At 44.4% G+C, this 16,264-nt stretch carries 13 protein-coding genes; 9 read left to right on the top strand and 4 right to left on the bottom strand.

Annotated elements, in window-relative coordinates:
- The 6 genes from rpoC (at position 1) to FBF61_RS24150 (ending at position 9,315) form a co-directional block, all read left to right on the top strand.
- Positions 1-4,323 carry a DNA-directed RNA polymerase subunit beta' gene (rpoC, locus tag FBF61_RS24175; RefSeq protein ID WP_138482175.1) on the top strand — a complete coding sequence of 1,441 codons (4,323 nt, stop codon included), beginning with the start codon at positions 1-3 and terminating at the stop codon, positions 4,321-4,323.
- A gap of 142 nt (positions 4,324-4,465) precedes the next feature.
- Positions 4,466-4,795: a DUF3467 domain-containing protein gene (locus tag FBF61_RS24170; protein WP_138482765.1), complete on the top strand. Its 330-nt coding sequence runs from the start codon at positions 4,466-4,468 to the stop codon at positions 4,793-4,795.
- A 115-nt stretch (positions 4,796-4,910) separates the two neighbouring features.
- Positions 4,911-5,372 (top strand): (2Fe-2S)-binding protein, encoded by a 462-nt coding sequence (locus tag FBF61_RS24165; RefSeq protein ID WP_138482173.1) that lies wholly within the window; start codon positions 4,911-4,913, stop codon positions 5,370-5,372.
- A 2-nt stretch (positions 5,373-5,374) separates the two neighbouring features.
- Positions 5,375-7,519 carry a xanthine dehydrogenase family protein molybdopterin-binding subunit gene (locus tag FBF61_RS24160; protein WP_138482171.1) on the top strand — a complete coding sequence of 715 codons (2,145 nt, stop codon included), beginning with the start codon at positions 5,375-5,377 and terminating at the stop codon, positions 7,517-7,519.
- A gap of 200 nt (positions 7,520-7,719) precedes the next feature.
- Entirely contained in the window at positions 7,720-8,697 is a 978-nt protein-coding gene (locus tag FBF61_RS24155; RefSeq protein ID WP_138482169.1) for a hypothetical protein, read from the top strand.
- 267 nt (positions 8,698-8,964) lie between these two features.
- Positions 8,965-9,315: a hypothetical protein gene (locus tag FBF61_RS24150; protein ID WP_138482167.1), complete on the top strand. Its 351-nt coding sequence runs from the start codon at positions 8,965-8,967 to the stop codon at positions 9,313-9,315.
- 35 nt (positions 9,316-9,350) lie between these two features.
- On the opposite strand, the gene FBF61_RS24145 is transcribed toward FBF61_RS24150, so the two are convergent.
- Entirely contained in the window at positions 9,351-9,527 is a 177-nt protein-coding gene (locus FBF61_RS24145; protein ID WP_229215196.1) for a hypothetical protein, read from the bottom strand.
- Positions 9,528-9,765: 238 nt separating this feature from the next.
- Here FBF61_RS24145 and FBF61_RS24140 point away from each other — a divergent pair, with 238 nt between their 5' ends.
- Positions 9,766-10,080 (top strand): hypothetical protein, encoded by a 315-nt coding sequence (locus tag FBF61_RS24140; protein ID WP_138482163.1) that lies wholly within the window; start codon positions 9,766-9,768, stop codon positions 10,078-10,080.
- 28 nt (positions 10,081-10,108) lie between these two features.
- Here FBF61_RS24140 and FBF61_RS24135 read toward each other — a convergent pair whose 3' ends face one another.
- Positions 10,109-11,107 (bottom strand): 2-hydroxyacid dehydrogenase, encoded by a 999-nt coding sequence (locus tag FBF61_RS24135; protein WP_138482161.1) that lies wholly within the window; start codon positions 11,105-11,107, stop codon positions 10,109-10,111.
- Between the two features lie 168 nt (positions 11,108-11,275).
- Between FBF61_RS24135 and FBF61_RS24130 the strand changes: the two genes are divergently transcribed.
- Positions 11,276-12,796: an ArnT family glycosyltransferase gene (locus FBF61_RS24130; RefSeq protein WP_138482159.1), complete on the top strand. Its 1,521-nt coding sequence runs from the start codon at positions 11,276-11,278 to the stop codon at positions 12,794-12,796.
- Positions 12,797-12,804: 8 nt separating this feature from the next.
- On the opposite strand, the gene FBF61_RS24125 is transcribed toward FBF61_RS24130, so the two are convergent.
- On the bottom strand, positions 12,805-13,908 hold the full coding sequence (locus tag FBF61_RS24125; protein WP_166444604.1) for a transglutaminase domain-containing protein: 1,104 nt from the start codon (positions 13,906-13,908) through the stop codon (positions 12,805-12,807).
- Between the two features lie 178 nt (positions 13,909-14,086).
- On the opposite strand from FBF61_RS24125, the gene FBF61_RS24120 reads away from it, so the two are divergent.
- The gene (locus FBF61_RS24120; RefSeq protein WP_138482155.1) at positions 14,087-14,794 is read left to right on the top strand and encodes a 3-keto-disaccharide hydrolase; all 708 of its coding nucleotides are present in this window, start codon (positions 14,087-14,089) and stop codon (positions 14,792-14,794) included.
- Positions 14,795-14,988: 194 nt separating this feature from the next.
- On the opposite strand, the gene FBF61_RS24115 is transcribed toward FBF61_RS24120, so the two are convergent.
- Entirely contained in the window at positions 14,989-16,257 is a 1,269-nt protein-coding gene (locus tag FBF61_RS24115; RefSeq protein WP_138482154.1) for a dipeptidase, read from the bottom strand.
- Positions 16,258-16,264 lie beyond the last annotated feature (7 nt).

Raw genomic sequence — 16,264 nt, 5'->3', positions numbered from 1 at the left:
ATGTCTTTCAAAAAGAACAAAAAACTAAATAGTGATTTTTCCAGAATGACGATCAGTCTGGCATCACCTGAGTCCATTCTTGAAAGCTCTTTTGGTGAAGTAACCCAGCCTGAAACCATCAACTACCGGACTTATAAACCGGAAATGGGTGGATTGTTCTGTGAACGGATTTTCGGCCCTGTTAAAGACTGGGAATGCCATTGTGGTAAATACAAACGTATCCGTTACAAAGGCATTATCTGCGACCGTTGTGGCGTGGAAGTGACTGAGAAAAAGGTACGTCGTGAGCGTATGGGACACATTGAGCTTGTTGTTCCTGTTGCTCATATCTGGTATTTCCGCAGCTTGCCTAACAAAATCGGGTATTTGCTGGGGCTATCTACCAAAAAACTGGATCAGATTATCTATTACGAGCGGTATGCAGTAGTTCAGCCAGGTGTAAAAGAAGAAGATGGCGTAAGCTATCTTGACTTCCTTACCGAGGATGAATATCTTGATATCATCGATAAACTGCCACGCGAAAACCAAATGCTTCCGGACACGGATCCAAATAAGTTTATCGCGAAAATGGGAGCCGATGCGCTGGAAATGCTTTTGAACCGGATCAAACTGGATGAGCTTTCTTACGAACTTCGTCACCAGGCAGCAACGGATACATCTCAACAACGCAAGGCAGAAGCTTTAAAGCGTCTGAAAGTTGTTGAAGCGTTTCGTGATGCAAACACCCGTATCGAAAACCGTCCTGAGTGGATGGTGATCAAAATGGTACCTGTGATTCCACCGGAACTTCGTCCGCTTGTGCCTCTGGACGGTGGTCGTTTTGCGACATCCGATTTGAATGACCTTTATCGTCGTGTAATCATTCGGAACAACCGTCTGAAGCGTCTGATAGAGATCAAAGCTCCTGAGGTAATCTTGCGTAATGAAAAACGTATGTTGCAAGAAGCGGTTGACTCACTTTTCGATAACAGCCGTAAAGTAAACGCCGTACGTTCAGAAGGTAACCGTGCATTGAAATCACTTTCTGACATGTTGAAAGGTAAGCAAGGACGTTTCCGTCAAAACTTGCTTGGTAAGCGTGTCGATTATTCAGGTCGTTCGGTAATTGTTGTTGGTCCTGAATTGAAGTTGCATGAGTGCGGATTGCCAAAAGATATGGCGGCTGAGTTATTCAAGCCGTTTATTATCCGTAAGCTGATCGAGCGTGGAATCGTTAAGACGGTAAAATCAGCGAAAAAGATCGTAGACCGCAAGGATCCTGTGATCTGGGATATTTTGGAAAACGTGTTGAAAGGACATCCTGTTCTGCTCAACCGGGCTCCGACACTTCACCGTTTGGGTATCCAGGCATTCCAGCCAAAGCTGATCGAAGGAAAAGCAATTCAGCTGCACCCATTGGTTTGTACTGCATTCAACGCTGACTTTGACGGTGACCAGATGGCCGTTCACGTGCCATTGGGTCAGGAAGCAGTTTTGGAAGCTTCTATGTTGATGCTTTCTTCCCATAATATTCTCAACCCTGCCAACGGTGCGCCTATCACGGTACCATCTCAGGACATGGTTTTGGGTCTTTATTATGTAACCAAGGGTCGTGTGAGTACTCCTGAGTATCCTATTGTTGGAGAAGGGAAGATATTTTACGGACCAGATGAGGTGATCATCGCTATAAACGAAGGCAAGCTTTCAAAACACGCTAATATCAAGTGCCGTTTGAGAGTACGTAACGATGATGGTTCTTTTGAGACCAAATTGATCGATACAGTAGCCGGACGTATTTTGTTCAACCAGGCGGTTCCAGCTGAAGTAGGTTATATCAATGAATTGCTGACTAAGAAGAAATTGCAGCAAATCATTGGGCTTGTATTCAAAATGGCTGGTGTTGCCCGCACAGCGCAATTCCTTGATGAGATCAAAGAGCTTGGTTTCCAAATGGCCTTCAAAGGCGGTTTGTCAATGGGATTGAATGACGTGATGGTTCCGGAAGAAAAAGAAAAACTGATCGAACAAGCTAAAGCAGACGTTGAAAACGTTTGGAGCAACTATTTGATGGGTCTTATCACCGAAAACGAACGTTACAACCAGGTTATTGACATCTGGACACGTGTTAACTCACGTATCACAGAAACGTTGATGAAACAACTTGAGACAGATCAGGGTGGATTCAACTCAATTTATATGATGATGCACTCAGGTGCGCGTGGTTCGCGCGAGCAAATCCGTCAGCTGGGAGGAATGAGGGGTCTTATGGCGAAACCTCAGAAAAATATCGCTGGTGGTGCAGGTGAAATTATCGAAAACCCGATCCTTTCTAACTTTAAAGAAGGTCTCGACGTTCTTGAGTACTTTATCTCAACCCACGGTGCACGTAAAGGTCTTGCAGATACAGCTTTGAAAACTGCTGATGCAGGTTACCTGACCCGTCGTTTGCATGACGTTGCGCAGGATGTTGTGGTTGTTGAAGAAGATTGCGGATCGCTTCGCGGTATTGCAATCTCTGCTTTGAAGGACAACGAAGATATCGTTGAGCCACTTTCCGAGCGTATTCTTGGACGTGTGAGCGTTCACGATGTATTCGATCCATTATCAGGCGAAATCATCTTGACTTCCGGTCAGGAAATTACAGAAGAAATCGCTGCATACATCGACGAAACAAGTATTGAAACAGTTGAAATCCGTTCGGTACTGACTTGCGAAACACGTAATGGTGTTTGTGCGAAATGCTACGGACGTTCGCTGGCTTCTGCGCACATGGTTAACATTGGTGAAGCTGTAGGTGTAATTGCATCTCAGTCTATCGGTGAGCCAGGTACTCAGCTGACACTTCGTACATTCCACGTGGGTGGTACTGCTTCCAACATTTCTGTTGAAGCAAACATCAAAGCGAAATTCGACGGTGTGATCGGTTTTGAAGACCTTCGTCTGGTACAATCTGTTAATTCAGAAGGTGACGAAGTAACAGTAGTGATGGGCCGTTCAGGTGAAGTTAAAATTACTAACCCTGAAACCGGACAATTGCTGATATCGAACAATGTGCCTTACGGTGCTCACCTTCTGGTAAAAGACGGCGAGAAAGTTTTCAAAGGTCAGGAGCTTTGTACATGGGATCCATATCACGCAGTAATCCTTTCGGAATTTACCGGAGCAGTATCTTTCGATGCAATTGAAGAAGGTATTACTTACCGTGAAGAATTTGATGAGCAAACAGGCTTCCAGGAGTCAGTGATCATTGAAACGCGTGATAAAACCAAAAACCCCGCTATCGTGGTAAAAGGTAAAAGTACGCTGTTGAAGGATCAGACTGAAAAAGGTTATAACCTTCCTGTTGGAGCTCGTCTTGTAGTGAAGAGCGGTACTAACATCAAAGCAGGTCAGCCTTTGGCTAAAATACCTCGTGTTGTTGGAAAAACCAGGGATATTACGGGAGGTTTGCCACGTGTAACCGAACTTTTCGAAGCTCGTAACCCATCTAACCCTGCTACCGTTTCGGAAATCGACGGTGTAGTATCATACGGTGGTGTGAAACGTGGTAACCGTGAGATTCATATCGAATCGAGAGATGGAACGCAGCGTCGTTACATGGTTGCACTTTCAAAACACATCCTTGTTCAGGATGGTGACTTTGTAAGAGCCGGTGATCCATTGTCGGATGGTGCAATTACGCCTGCTGACATTCTGTCGATCAAAGGGCCTACTGCTGTACAGGAATATCTTGTGAATGAAATTCAGGAGGTATATCGTCTGCAAGGTGTGAAGATCAACGATAAGCACATCGAATGTATCGTTCGTCAGATGATGCAGAAAGTCGAGATTCTGGATGCGGGTGATACCAACTTCCTTGAAATGCAGCCGGTTGACCGCGTTGTATTCCGTGAAGAAAATGACAAGATTCTGGATATGAAAGTGGTTGAAGATGCAGGTAGCTCCGAAACACTGAAACCAGGTATGATCATTTCAGTTCGTCGTTTGCGTGATGAAAACTCAAGCCTTAAACGTCGTGACTTGAAATTGGTAACTGCGCGTGACGCACAAGCTGCTGTGGCAAAACCTACTTTGATGGGTATCACACAAGCATCTCTGGGTACTGAAAGCTTTGTTTCTGCGGCTTCATTCCAGGAAACAACCAAAGTGCTTAGCGAAGCGGCTGTTCGTGGAAAACGTGATGAACTGAAAGGATTGAAAGAAAACGTTATTGTTGGACATTTGATCCCTGCTGGTACAGGAATGCGTCAATACGAAAACCTGATCGTAGGCTCAAAAGAGGAATACGATGCGCTTGCGGATTCCCGTGAAAAACAGTCACGGAAGAAACGAGAGCTGGTATAGGCGAAATTCATTTTGGCTGATAAATCGGGCCGGTTCTGCACATGCGGAACCGGCCCGGTGCTTTTTGATGCTGTTTATTTTTAGTAATTTCCCCGATGAAAGCCGATTGCAAAAAATAGCTGAGGCTATTAAAAAACCAACAATGGAAAACGATAACAAGGAAAACGAACAACAGATCAATGTAGAGCTGTCTGAAGAAATGGCTGAAGGTGTTTATTCCAATCTGGCTATGATTGCTCACTCTAACAGCGAATTTATTCTGGATTTTATCAGGCTTATGCCTGGTGTTCCCCGTGCAAAAGTGAAAGCGCGCATCATCATTACCCCTGAACACGCCAAACGTTTAATAGCAGCTTTAAAGGATAATATAAATAAATATGAGGATCAGTATGGGCCGATACAAAGTTCTCAAGACAACGAACCTACATTTAATTTCCCTATCAGCTTTGGAGGCCCTGGTGGTGAGGCGTGATACAATATGCTGATAATCAATTCTTATTTGTTCGGAAAAACGTTTTGATCTGACCCGGATTATCATATTTTTTGTAACTTGTAAAATATAGTAAAGCTATAATCAATCACTCACCATGGCATTATTAAAACTTACAATTAACAATCGTGCATACGACACTGATGTTGAGGGTGATACTCCGCTTTTGTGGGTGTTGCGTGACAACCTCGGCCTGGTTGGCACAAAGTATGGATGTGGGATCGCCCAATGCGGTGCTTGCACAGTTCATCTCGATGGGAAAGCCGTCCGGTCCTGCGTATTGCCTGTTTCGGCGGTTGGAAAGGCAAAGGTTACAACCATTGAAGGATTATCCGAAAAAGGGGATCATCCTGTTCAAAAAGCCTGGGACGAAGTAGATGTGGCTCAATGCGGGTATTGCCAGGCAGGTCAGATTATGACCGCCGCGGCTCTGCTCAAAGAAAAGCCCAAACCAACGGATGAAGAGATTGTTTCTGGTATGAGTGGAAACATTTGCAGGTGCGGGACCTATCACAGGATTCGTGAAGCGGTAAAAGTAGCAGCCTCTAAACCCAACTGATCATGCAGACATTAGAACAAACTTCCAGGCGGAGTTTTATGAAGATTGCCGCTGCTGCGGGCGGAGGGCTTTTTCTAGGATTCAACTGGTCAAACTCTACTGCACTTCCTGTGGTAGTAGACGCTAAAAAAATTGCGGCTGGCTCTATTACATTCAATAGCTATTTGTCTATTGGTACTGACAATATAATTACAATTGTTTCCCCCAATCCTGAAATCGGACAAGGGATTAAAACCGCTTTCCCAATGGTCGTGGCTGAGGAGCTGGACGCAGACTGGAAGCAGGTAAAAACAGTTCAGGGAAATCTGGATACCGGGATATTTGAAAGACAGGTTACAGGAGGAAGTGGTGCGGTGCCTCACTCATGGGAACGTCTTAGAAAGGCGGGTGCTACCGCCAGGCATCTTTTGATAGAAGCTGCGGCGGCTGGCTGGAAAGTGCCTGTTGCTGAATGTACAACAGAAAATGGAAAGGTATTACATAAAGGTTCTGGCAAGTCACTTTCTTATGGAGAGTTAGCTGAGGCTGCGTCAAAACTTACTGCTCCGAAAGAAGTAAAACTCAAATCAGAAAAAGATTTCAAGCTGATAGGGCAGTCGGTCCGGAATGTTGACAATAATAATATAGCCACTGGTAAACCACTTTTTGGACTGGATGTTTATCGGGAAGGCATGTTGTTTGCGGTGATCCAAAGGCCAAAGGCCTTCGGTCTGAAGCTGAAATCAGTGAATGCCGAGGCTGCAAAAGCCATGCCGGGGATTGTGGATGTCGTTACTTTTGATAACAGTGTTGCTGTTGTTGGAAAGTCTACCTGGCAGGTAAAAAAGGCGAAAGATGTATTGAAAATTGAGTACGAAAAGGCAGCCGATCTGGAAAGTTCGGAAGACCATAATCGTATTTTTAAGCAGCTGCTGGATAACGGAGAAGCTACTGTTCGAAGGAAGGACGGTGATGTTGAAGCTGCCTTTAAAAACGCGGCGAAAGTTATCAAGTCAGAGTATCAATGCCCGTTTTTGCCTCACAGCCCATTGGAGCCCATGAATTTCTTTGCACACGTGCGGGAAGATGGCGTTGAGCTGGTTGGTCCTACTCAGACACCCGAGAGAGCGCGTACCGAAGTTGCCAAGTTGTTAGGAATGGCACCGGAAAAAGTAACCGTGGAAATCACAAGGCAAGGTGGGGGATTCGGTCGACGCCTGGCAGCCGACTTTGTATTGGAGGCAGCAAATGTCTCACGACTGGTAAAGGCACCGGTGAAAGTAATCTGGACAAGAGAAGATGACATGACAGGTGGAATATATCGCCCGGCTGTCAGATACCGTTTTGAAGCGGCACTCGATAAGAGCGGAGAGCTCATCGGTTATAAACTGCGCGGCGTCGGTATGAATTCAGGAAACTCGACAAGGGAGGATAACTTTCCATCGGGAGCAGTCGATAATCTTTTGATCGATTCTGTGGAACATAAATCGCCGATTACCACAGGTCCGTGGAGAGCGCCTATCACCAATTTCCTGGCCTACGCCGAGCAATCATTTCTGGATGAAGTGGCCGAAGCGGCAGGCAAAGACCCGGTTGAATTCAGACTTGCGTTGCTTGAAAAAGCTAAAAAGTCTCCTGCCGGCGAAATTAAGTATGACATTGACAGGATGATCGCAGTCATTAAGCTGGCTGCTGAAAAAAGTAATTGGGGAAAGAAAAAAGGTGTTTACCAGGGATTCAGCGTCTATTTTTCACACAGATCATACGTCGCACAAGTTGGCGAAGTGGTCATTACGAAAGGAAAACCGTCATTGAAAAACATTATAGCGGCGGTTGACTGCGGAATTGTTATCAACAAAAGCGGATCGTTGCAACAGGTAAGAGGAGGAGTTGTTGATGGACTGGGACATGCCATGTTTGGTAACATGACTTTCAAAGAAGGTGCTCCCGACCAGAATAATTTTAACGGTTTCCGTTTGATCAGGATGAATGAAATTCCCGAGGTCGATGTACATTTTGTCGACAATGGTATTTCTCCTACGGGTCTTGGGGAGCCAGCTCTACCTCCGGCAGGCGGAGCTGTTGCCAATGCTTTTTATAAAGCTACAAAACAAAGATTACGTAATCAGCCGTTTATAAACGAAGACGCTTTCAAAGGGATTTCCTAGTATTAAACCTCAGCATATTAACGGACAGTGTGTTTAGTGCTTTGCATTAATATACACTGTCCTTTTTTTGTGCTGTTGGCTAATTTTGAGTAGAGGCTTTGATGCCGAAACTTTATACACTGCAGTACGGAGCTGTACAGGCATTTCCTAAATATAACTCAGTGGCGGATTCCTTATCCATCGCCAATTTGTTTTTTGTCATGAAAAAAAATATCACCATTATTCTTGCGTCAATTTGCTTGATTTTCAGTGCATTCAAGCTTGCTGACTTCCCGGAGACAGAGATCACAAATGGCATCATTGATGCAAAGCTGTATTTGCCTGACCCTGAAAATGGATATTATCGCGGCACCCGCTTTGATTGGGCAGGAGTTGTTCCCAGCCTTACTTACAAGGGTCATAGCTATTTTGGACAATGGTTTCCAAAGTACGACCCGAAACTTCATGATGCAATATCAGGACCGGTTGAAGAATTTACACCACTTGGTTTTGATGAAGCGAAAATTGGAGAGGAATTTCTTAAAATCGGTGTAGGTACACTCGTTAAACCGAATGACAAGAAGTATTCGTTTGCAACGACTTATGATATTAAAAATGCCGGTAAATGGACGGTTAATAAAAAGAAAGACCTTGTAGAATTTACACACGAATTAAAAGATGGAGCGGGCTATTCCTATTTATATAAAAAGACGGTTCGGCTGGTAAAAGGGAAACCCGATATGGTTTTAGAACATACCCTGAAAAATACCGGTTCCAAGAGTATTTCTACGAGTGTATACGATCATAATTTTGTTATGATCGACAATGAACCTTCAAATCAGAATATCAGAATAGTCTTTCCTTTTGATGTAATTGGGGAAGGACAAGGTTTTGGAAGTATCATTAATGTTAACGGAAAAACGCTGAATTACAGCCGCCAGATTCAGAAAGGAGACCAGGTGTTTAGCAGTGGCCTGAAAGGATTTGGCCCCGTTGCCAAGGATTATGATATCCGTATCGAAAATACGAAAACCGGTGCCGGCGTAAGAATGACTTCTGACCATCCACTTGAAAAACTCGTTTATTGGGCCTGCCCCACAACGTCATGCCCGGAACCTTATATTAAATTGGCTGCCGAACCCGGACAGGAAGTAAAGTGGAAAATTAATTATGAATTTTACACATTCCAACCGGAATAGTACGCACATTTTTCTGGCAAGTTTATTGTAATATATTTTTAGCAGTGTTTCACCTTCGATATCCAAATACTGGGTATTATGATCCGCAGTTTGAGACTTTTTTTAAGATGTCAATTTGATAGAATTCTGGAATAAAACAGGTGCTCGATCCATTTACCAATAGAACATAAAAGCAATCTGCCTAACCTGGTACCAGCAGTAGCGCTGGAACAGTTTTATAGTGTCTGTGTTACGTCTCGTTGTAACACAACTATAAACCAGGTAGATATGAAAAGTTTTTCCGTGTTTCCGATCCTGATTTTCCTGATGTTCACAGGTGCCTCCTATGCACAGAACAATACGCCGACGACCGATCCAACTCAGCAGCCGGCGGACACCGATGGAGATAAAAAGACAGATTTCAATTATCCCCAATCTCCGGTTCGCATCCCCAATAGCCCCTCCGAAGATACATTGATAAAGGCTTCAAGATCTGGTGCCATTATCCATGATACACTGGTACCTTTATTAGACAGGAAAGTCGACAATGATAAAGGAAAACGTCGCGGTCGTAAAAAAGATGGTAGCCAGATAGATACTGCCAGCGTCAGACCAAAACAAATTTCAGTTCCAAGATAAGTTGTTCTCTCACACAAGATTATCGAAAGCGGTACTTATGTTTTTACCAATTCCAGCTCAGATTCAAAAAAGGGCTGCGTGACAATCGTCTTGTTTTCATTTATCCAGGTACACCAAACTTTACCATTATAGGCTCTTTTATAGGAAGGAGACGATAGATCTCCATTTTCATAATGAGGAATTTCAACAATTTGATACTCATCAATTTTCATGATTCTGTAGCCATTTTTTTCTTTAACCCAGTCGTCTTTAATAAAGTGGAGCGTAATCATTGTAAAAAAGTATCTAAAATTTAAAGGATATACTTGGTTGTACGAAGAAGAAAAAATGTGTACCAAATACATTTATCATATGTCATCACCCATATCCACTACTCACTGAGCGGTAGGGGACCAATATAAATATCTGTACTATTCAAGCTTTTTCTCTCATGATCTAAACGTAACAGTTATGAGAAATGATGATTGTAAACACACAGTTTTATCGTTAACGAATGACAGTTTCAAACGTTATCTGTTGTTTCACTATGTTGTTAACGCTCCTAATCCTCAGTGGCGGCTTCTGAGTTTTATATCTGAAGAACTCATTTCATCACAGACATGGATCCAATTGCAGAATTATGCACGCGTGGACGTCGAGAGCAAGGGGGGTAAGTTGACGGGCTTCGAAGTGGTGGGAGAAGAACTGATAAGCCACGAAAAAATCAATTCAGAATTTTGGCCCACCAACTGGATGTGGGTAATTCAGAGGAGTGAATTGAACTGAATTACCGGCCTTTATCACCAAAAAACTATCATACAAGTACAGCGGAGGGGGTTTGCGGTTCGCTTCCTTTTCCGAGCTGACGGATATTGTTGAGCGTTACCTGGGCTATCTGTGAAAGGGCTTCCTCGGTGAAGAAAGCCTGATGTGCCGTAACCAGCACATTGGGAAAGCTCATCAGGCGCTGAATATTGTCATCGTCGATGATATTACCGGAAAGGTCTTTGAAAAATAATTTTTCCTCCTGCTCATATACATCAATTCCCAGGTAAGCAACCTGCTTGGATTTCAACGCATGGATGATATCCGCAGTATTGATGAGTCCGCCGCGGCTTGTATTGATCAAAACTACTCCCTTTTTCATAGAAGCCAGGGTCTCCTTATTGATCATATAGTGGTTCTCGGGAGTGAGGGGGCAATGCAGGGAAATTATGTCAGATTCTTTTAAAATGCCATCAAAAGACATGTATGTTATTCCTTCGCTTTCCAGATCTTTGTTTGGAAACAGGTCGTAGGCAACTACTTTACAACCAAAGCCCAGCATAATCCGGCAAAAGGCCTTCCCGATTTTACCAGTCCCTATTACCCCCATTGTTTTGCCGTGAAGGTTAAAACCCAGAAGCCCGTTTAATGAGAAATTCTGTTCCCGGACACGGTTATACGCTTTGTGTGTTTTTCGGTTCAAAGTCAGGATCATAGCGACGGTATGCTCAGCGATCGCTTCGGGTGAGTATTCAGGCACGCGGCAAACTCTGATACCATTCGATCTGGCGGCATCGAGGTCTACATTATTAAATCCTGCACAACGCAGCGCAATAATTCTGACGCCTTTTTTGGCGAGGACGGATATTACTTCTGCATTGACTTTGTCATTGACAAAAACGCAGACTGCATCCGCACCTTCAACGGCATTGACGATATGTGGGCCAAGGTGGGTTTCAAAATATTCCATATCGAAGCCAAATTCTTCGTTGTACCGGTCAAAAAACTGCCTGTCGTAAGGCTTGGCCGAAAAAAATGTGATTTTCATAGATTATGTAGGTGTAAATCTGGATTTTGCAATGTCCGGAATTTTCGTGCGCTTTAATAATGATTTCCAATTATTTCCGGACTGAATTTGCGAGTTTGTTATCACTGATCGGGCAATTGTATACAAGTAATAGTTTATTTTTGATTTTAAAATACAAACCTCTGCGGCTTGGCAAAGAAAACATTGATTCTCTGGTTTTTTATTCTGGTCAAGCTCGTGCTGCACTGGATCATTATTGCACCTGAATACGATTTGCACCGCGACGAATATTTGCATCTTGACCAGGGTAAGCACCTGGCCTGGGGGTATTTGTCGGTTCCTCCTTTTACCTCCTGGACTTCTTATGTGATACTTTTACTCGGAAATTCGGAGTTTTGGGTGAAGCTTTTTCCTGTGCTGTTCGGTGTGCTCACCATGGTTGTGATCTGGAAAGCGATCGAGTCTCTGGGGGGCGGTTTGTTTGCACTTATTTTGGGTGCGGCCGCTATCACGTTGTCCGTTCTTTTGCGGATCAACATGCTTTATCAGCCTACTTCAGTAGATGTGCTGAGCTGGACGCTGCTCTATTTTTCTGTTATCCAGTTTATCAGGACAGAAGAAAACAAATGGCTTTACCTGGCCGCAATTGGTATAGGGATCGGCTTTTTAAATAAATACAATATTGTGTTCCTGCTGGCTGGTCTTGTCCCTGCCCTGCTGATTACTTCCCAACGTAAAATATTTGCCAACAAACAGCTGTATATCGCTGCGATTGTTGCATTGGTCATCATTTTGCCTAACCTGATCTGGCAGTATCAAAACAATTTCCCGGTACTCCATCACATGGCATTGCTGAAAAAAACACAACTGGTAAATGTCAACCGCCTCGATTTTCTGAAAGAACAGCTGCTCTTTTTTACCAGCGCTTTGTTCGTCATCCTGGCAGGGTTTGTTTCTCTTTTTGTGTATCCCCGATTCAGAAAATACCAGGTCTTTTTCTGGGCGTTTCTTTTCACTTTATCGCTCTTTACCTATCTGCGGGCAAAAGGTTATTACGCCATCGGGCTTTATCCTGTTTTCATCGCATTCGGTGCGGTGTATCTGGAATCGCTATTTGTTGGAAAGCTCACCTGGCTCCGGCCCGCATCGATTGTGGCGATGGTTATTCTGTTTGTCCCGTTTTTCAGGGTGGCGTTTCCGATGAGCAGCCCGCACTTTATTGCAGAGCATTCAAAAGCGTATAAGGATTTGGGTTTGCTGCGGTGGGAGGATGGGAAAAACCACGAACTGCCTCAGGATTTCGCGGATATGCTTGGCTGGAAAGAACTGGCGCAAAAAGTCGATGCCGATTATGAAAAAATAGCAGACAAGGAACATACACTTGTTCTTTGCGATAATTACGGGCAGGCGGGAGCTATTAACTATTATTCCAGATTTAAAAACATTGGAGCCGTAACCATGAATGCAGACTATATCAACTGGGTTCCCCTGGATGAAGAGATTAGAAACGTTATCCTGATACAGTCTGCCGACGATGATGATAAAGACCGGAAAAAGGAGCAGCCACTTTTCCGGGAAATCCGGCTGACTGGCCGCATCGAAAGCCGGTATGCAAGGGAGCGCGGAACCAGCATATATGTGCTTCTGGATGCCCGGGTTTCGATCAATAAAATTCTGGAAGGCGATATAAAAGAAAATCGATGGGAGTAACGTGGGTTTTATTTTTTGTAAAAATGCTGCATTCTCATCGGCTTCCAGGTTGAGAGATATTTTTGGATAAAAATAGCTTCGCCGGCGGCAATTTCGATAAATTGGTCGAGTTGCTTTTTTAACCGGGCCTGGTATTGTGCGTTTTGCAGGTTGGCAGTAGAAACGGTATTAATCAACTTGTTTGAAGAATCAGTATGGATTTTTAGTTTTTTGGGAAATACCTCTAACATCTCGTCTGTCCAAAGTGGTTTTCTGAACTGGTGATTTTTGGACAGTACATATTCATTGTAAGTGCTGATCGCCCTGTTGAGCAATGCATTTGTATTTTGAAGAATTTGATAATCACGCGTATTTTTTTCGTAAAGTTCAAGGCTCTGGACGTATTCCCGGGTGGGCTTGTTTGGAATGCCCATTTTTTTAATTCTTCGCAGGCTGGCCAGTAACATTTCCTGCTCTGGTGCCATTGCAATCAGGCGGATTGAATCCTGAAAACTGAAATTACCTGTGTTTTCGAAAATATTATCCCTGATCTGGGCATGGGACAGGGGTGGATTCAGCAATTGCCAGATTGGGTCAAAAGGAACATGCGTCTCTATAAATCTCGCAGGACTGACTTTGTACCATTGGTAATCAAACCTCTTGGTGAATACGAAACCGGTAACATAGCCCGAAGCCCAGGTCGGATCATACAAGAACCACTTGCCGCCTGTTTTTACAGCATTCCACGCATGGCCGTAGGGATCATCGGTGCTGCCCTGTCTTGTATAGCCCTCAATGACATAGCTTTCATAACCCGCTCGTTTTAAGAGGGCATTAAAAAGCTGTGCATAATGCTGGCAAATGCCTTTTTTTCTATTAATTGCCTCACGAACTATATTCTGCCTGAGCGTCCCATAAGCGCTGCTGCCATTTACCAGCAATAACTGTCGCGGATCGTATTCCAGCTCGGTAATCACCCACTGGAAAATCGACTGAACGGAATCTTTCCTAAAGTCGATTGTGCGTATTATGGAATCAAGCTCGGTTTGCTGTGAAAAGGTGGGCGGCGAATACAATGTGCAAATAAGAATCAGCCCGATTTTTTCAGGCCAGGATTGCCAGGATACTGACATTATCATTCTCATTGTTTTTGATAGGATTTACGCGTTGTTAATCAAGAAGTATGTGTAAAATAATAACTTGGATTGTATTTTAATAAAAGGCTGCTTGATTTAAAATTAGTAAAGTTGTTAGTTGTGCGATAGATTTAATTCAGAAAGGTATTTGGATCACATTTTAATGGTATTGGACATGAAGGCACTCAAATTTTTTAGGTTAATAGCGGCTCTCGGGGTGGTCGGGATTATCTCGGCAGCGTTTAGTTCCGGCGGAGACTGGGAAACATTATTCGATGGCAAGGTTCTGAAAGGCTGGCATAGCTACAACCAGGATAAGGTAGTGGGATGGTTTATTGAAAATGGGACACTTACCTCCGACGGCAGCGGCGGAGACCTCGTTTCAGATAAAGAGTACGGCGATTTTGAGCTGGAATTTGAATTTAAAATCCCGGAGGGCAGCAATAGTGGCGTATTATACAAGGTCATCGAAAAACCCGGTCTCACACGGACAGTTTTCTCAGCGCCGGAATACCAGATCATCGATGACAAAAACTATGTCGTTAAAGATGAAAGCGGCAAGAATATCGGATTGAAACCAGGCCAGCTTACCGGCGCCAACTATGATATGAACCCACCCAGCGATCCAACTGCTTTCAAACCTGCCGGAACCTGGAATTCGGGGAAGATAGTGGTTTCCGGCAATCAGGTAAAGCATTACCTCAATGAAAAACTTGTTGCGGATTACGAGTATGGAGGTGAGGCCTGGAAAGCCAATGTCGCTAAAAGCAAGTATAAGGACTGGCCTTACGCTACCGCCCATCACAAAGGCAAAATTGCCCTGCAAAATCACAATGCTAAAGAGAAGGTGTGGTTCCGGAGCTTGAAAATTAAAGAACTTTAGTGGGCATAAACGATACGGAGATTGGTTTCACCATCAAACGCAGCCTTTGCAAAGCATCTCTCCGGTACTTGCCCAGCCAAGGCGATTCCCGGCTCATTTTCTATAGCAGAATGAGGCGGTTTCCAGGGATTCTTTAAAAGACAACATGGTTATACTCGATCTATCTAACGGAAGAGGAAAGTGAGATTTTACAATTACTTCCCTTCCGTTACCTGCCTGATCACACGTAGCCAGTTCAAGCCAAGGATTTTCCTGATCCGCTGATCCTTGTAACCCAATTTTTGCATGGCCATAGTGATCTGGGGAAAATCGCTGATGTCTTTGATTTCGCGCGGCAGTTCAGGGCCGCCGTCCAAATCGGAACCCAGGGCAATGTGGTCCTCGCCAACCAGTTTTACGCCATAGTCGATCACCTTTGCCAGCTGATCCACGTGCATCCAATATTCGTCAGGGATAGTTCCGTTGAAGGTAAATGGAAGTTCGCGCGCAAACTCCTCGTCTACGTCTTTAATGGTTTGCGTGGTAATCTGAGAATTAAGGATCCTCGGCGTTTTAGGTTGAGGATCGGGCTGCACCTTGATTGGATTGTTCGGTTTCTGCCACGCCCAGTATTTCGGATTGTTGAAGAGACTTCCGAAATGGACACCGATCACGCCACCCTTTGCGGCTATGGCTTTCGCAGCTTCGTCCGTTATGCAGCGGGGGTGATCCACAATTTTGTGGAAGCCGCCGTGGCTATAGATCACCGGGTGCCGACTGGCGGCTACCGATTGAATGATGGCATCATTGGATGCGTGCGCGACATTGATCACCATGCCGAGATCGTTCATTTCTTTGATAACCGCTTTCCCATGATCGTTAATGCCGCCCCAGGTATACACATCGTTGCATGCATCGATAAAAGCGTTTGTGGTGCTATGGGCGGTCAGCTGCATAGAGCGTAGCCCAAGCTTGTAAAGAGCGCGCAGCAGGTCAAGATCGCCATGGAGGTCGTAGCCGCCTTCCAGGTCGAGAAAAGCGGCCATTTTACCTTTTTTATTGATTCGCTCAATGTCAGAAGCTGTGAGCGCCAGCTCGATCATCGCATTGTTCTTTTTGATCTGATCCAATGCAAGATTTACCACGCGGAAAGTATTCTTGGTCTCGAATCGTCCAGGATAATAGTTTTCAGGCGTATAGACCGAAAAGAACATCGCATCCACTCCGCCTTCTTTAGCCCTTGGCAGATCGACAGTCCCATCTGCATAACGCTGCCCGATATCGGTTTTTAATATCAGCTCGCGGCTCATAACATGTGTATGTCCATCCATGACAAATGCGTCGCGGTGGAGGTCGGGCATTGGTTTATCCAAAGGATTGAAGGGAAGGGTAGTTCCGTCAACGGAAGCGAATGATTGTATGGGAAAAGCACTACCCGCAGCCGGCAATAATGTCAAGCTTTTAAGAACGTCTCTGCGATTCATGAAATTT

Origin of the sequence: Dyadobacter bucti (genome assembly GCF_005869225.1) — a bacterium.
Taxonomy (GTDB): domain Bacteria; phylum Bacteroidota; class Bacteroidia; order Cytophagales; family Spirosomataceae; genus Dyadobacter; species Dyadobacter bucti.
The sequence above is the reverse complement of the archived record's forward strand: the minus strand, read 5'-3'. Positions and strand labels throughout refer to the sequence as shown.

Coding starts and splice junctions, on each gene's coding strand:
- rpoC (WP_138482175.1), top strand. CDS start 1: ATGTCTTTCAAAAAGAACAAAAAACTAAATAGTGATTTTTCCAGAATG.
- FBF61_RS24170 (WP_138482765.1), top strand. CDS start 4,466: ATGGAAAACGATAACAAGGAAAACGAACAACAGATCAATGTAGAGCTG.
- FBF61_RS24165 (WP_138482173.1), top strand. CDS start 4,911: ATGGCATTATTAAAACTTACAATTAACAATCGTGCATACGACACTGAT.
- FBF61_RS24160 (WP_138482171.1), top strand. CDS start 5,375: ATGCAGACATTAGAACAAACTTCCAGGCGGAGTTTTATGAAGATTGCC.
- FBF61_RS24155 (WP_138482169.1), top strand. CDS start 7,720: ATGAAAAAAAATATCACCATTATTCTTGCGTCAATTTGCTTGATTTTC.
- FBF61_RS24150 (WP_138482167.1), top strand. CDS start 8,965: ATGAAAAGTTTTTCCGTGTTTCCGATCCTGATTTTCCTGATGTTCACA.
- FBF61_RS24145 (WP_229215196.1), bottom strand. CDS start 9,527: ATGAAAATTGATGAGTATCAAATTGTTGAAATTCCTCATTATGAAAAT.
- FBF61_RS24140 (WP_138482163.1), top strand. CDS start 9,766: ATGAGAAATGATGATTGTAAACACACAGTTTTATCGTTAACGAATGAC.
- FBF61_RS24135 (WP_138482161.1), bottom strand. CDS start 11,107: ATGAAAATCACATTTTTTTCGGCCAAGCCTTACGACAGGCAGTTTTTT.
- FBF61_RS24125 (WP_166444604.1), bottom strand. CDS start 13,908: ATGTCAGTATCCTGGCAATCCTGGCCTGAAAAAATCGGGCTGATTCTT.
- FBF61_RS24120 (WP_138482155.1), top strand. CDS start 14,087: ATGAAGGCACTCAAATTTTTTAGGTTAATAGCGGCTCTCGGGGTGGTC.
- FBF61_RS24115 (WP_138482154.1), bottom strand. CDS start 16,257: ATGAATCGCAGAGACGTTCTTAAAAGCTTGACATTATTGCCGGCTGCG.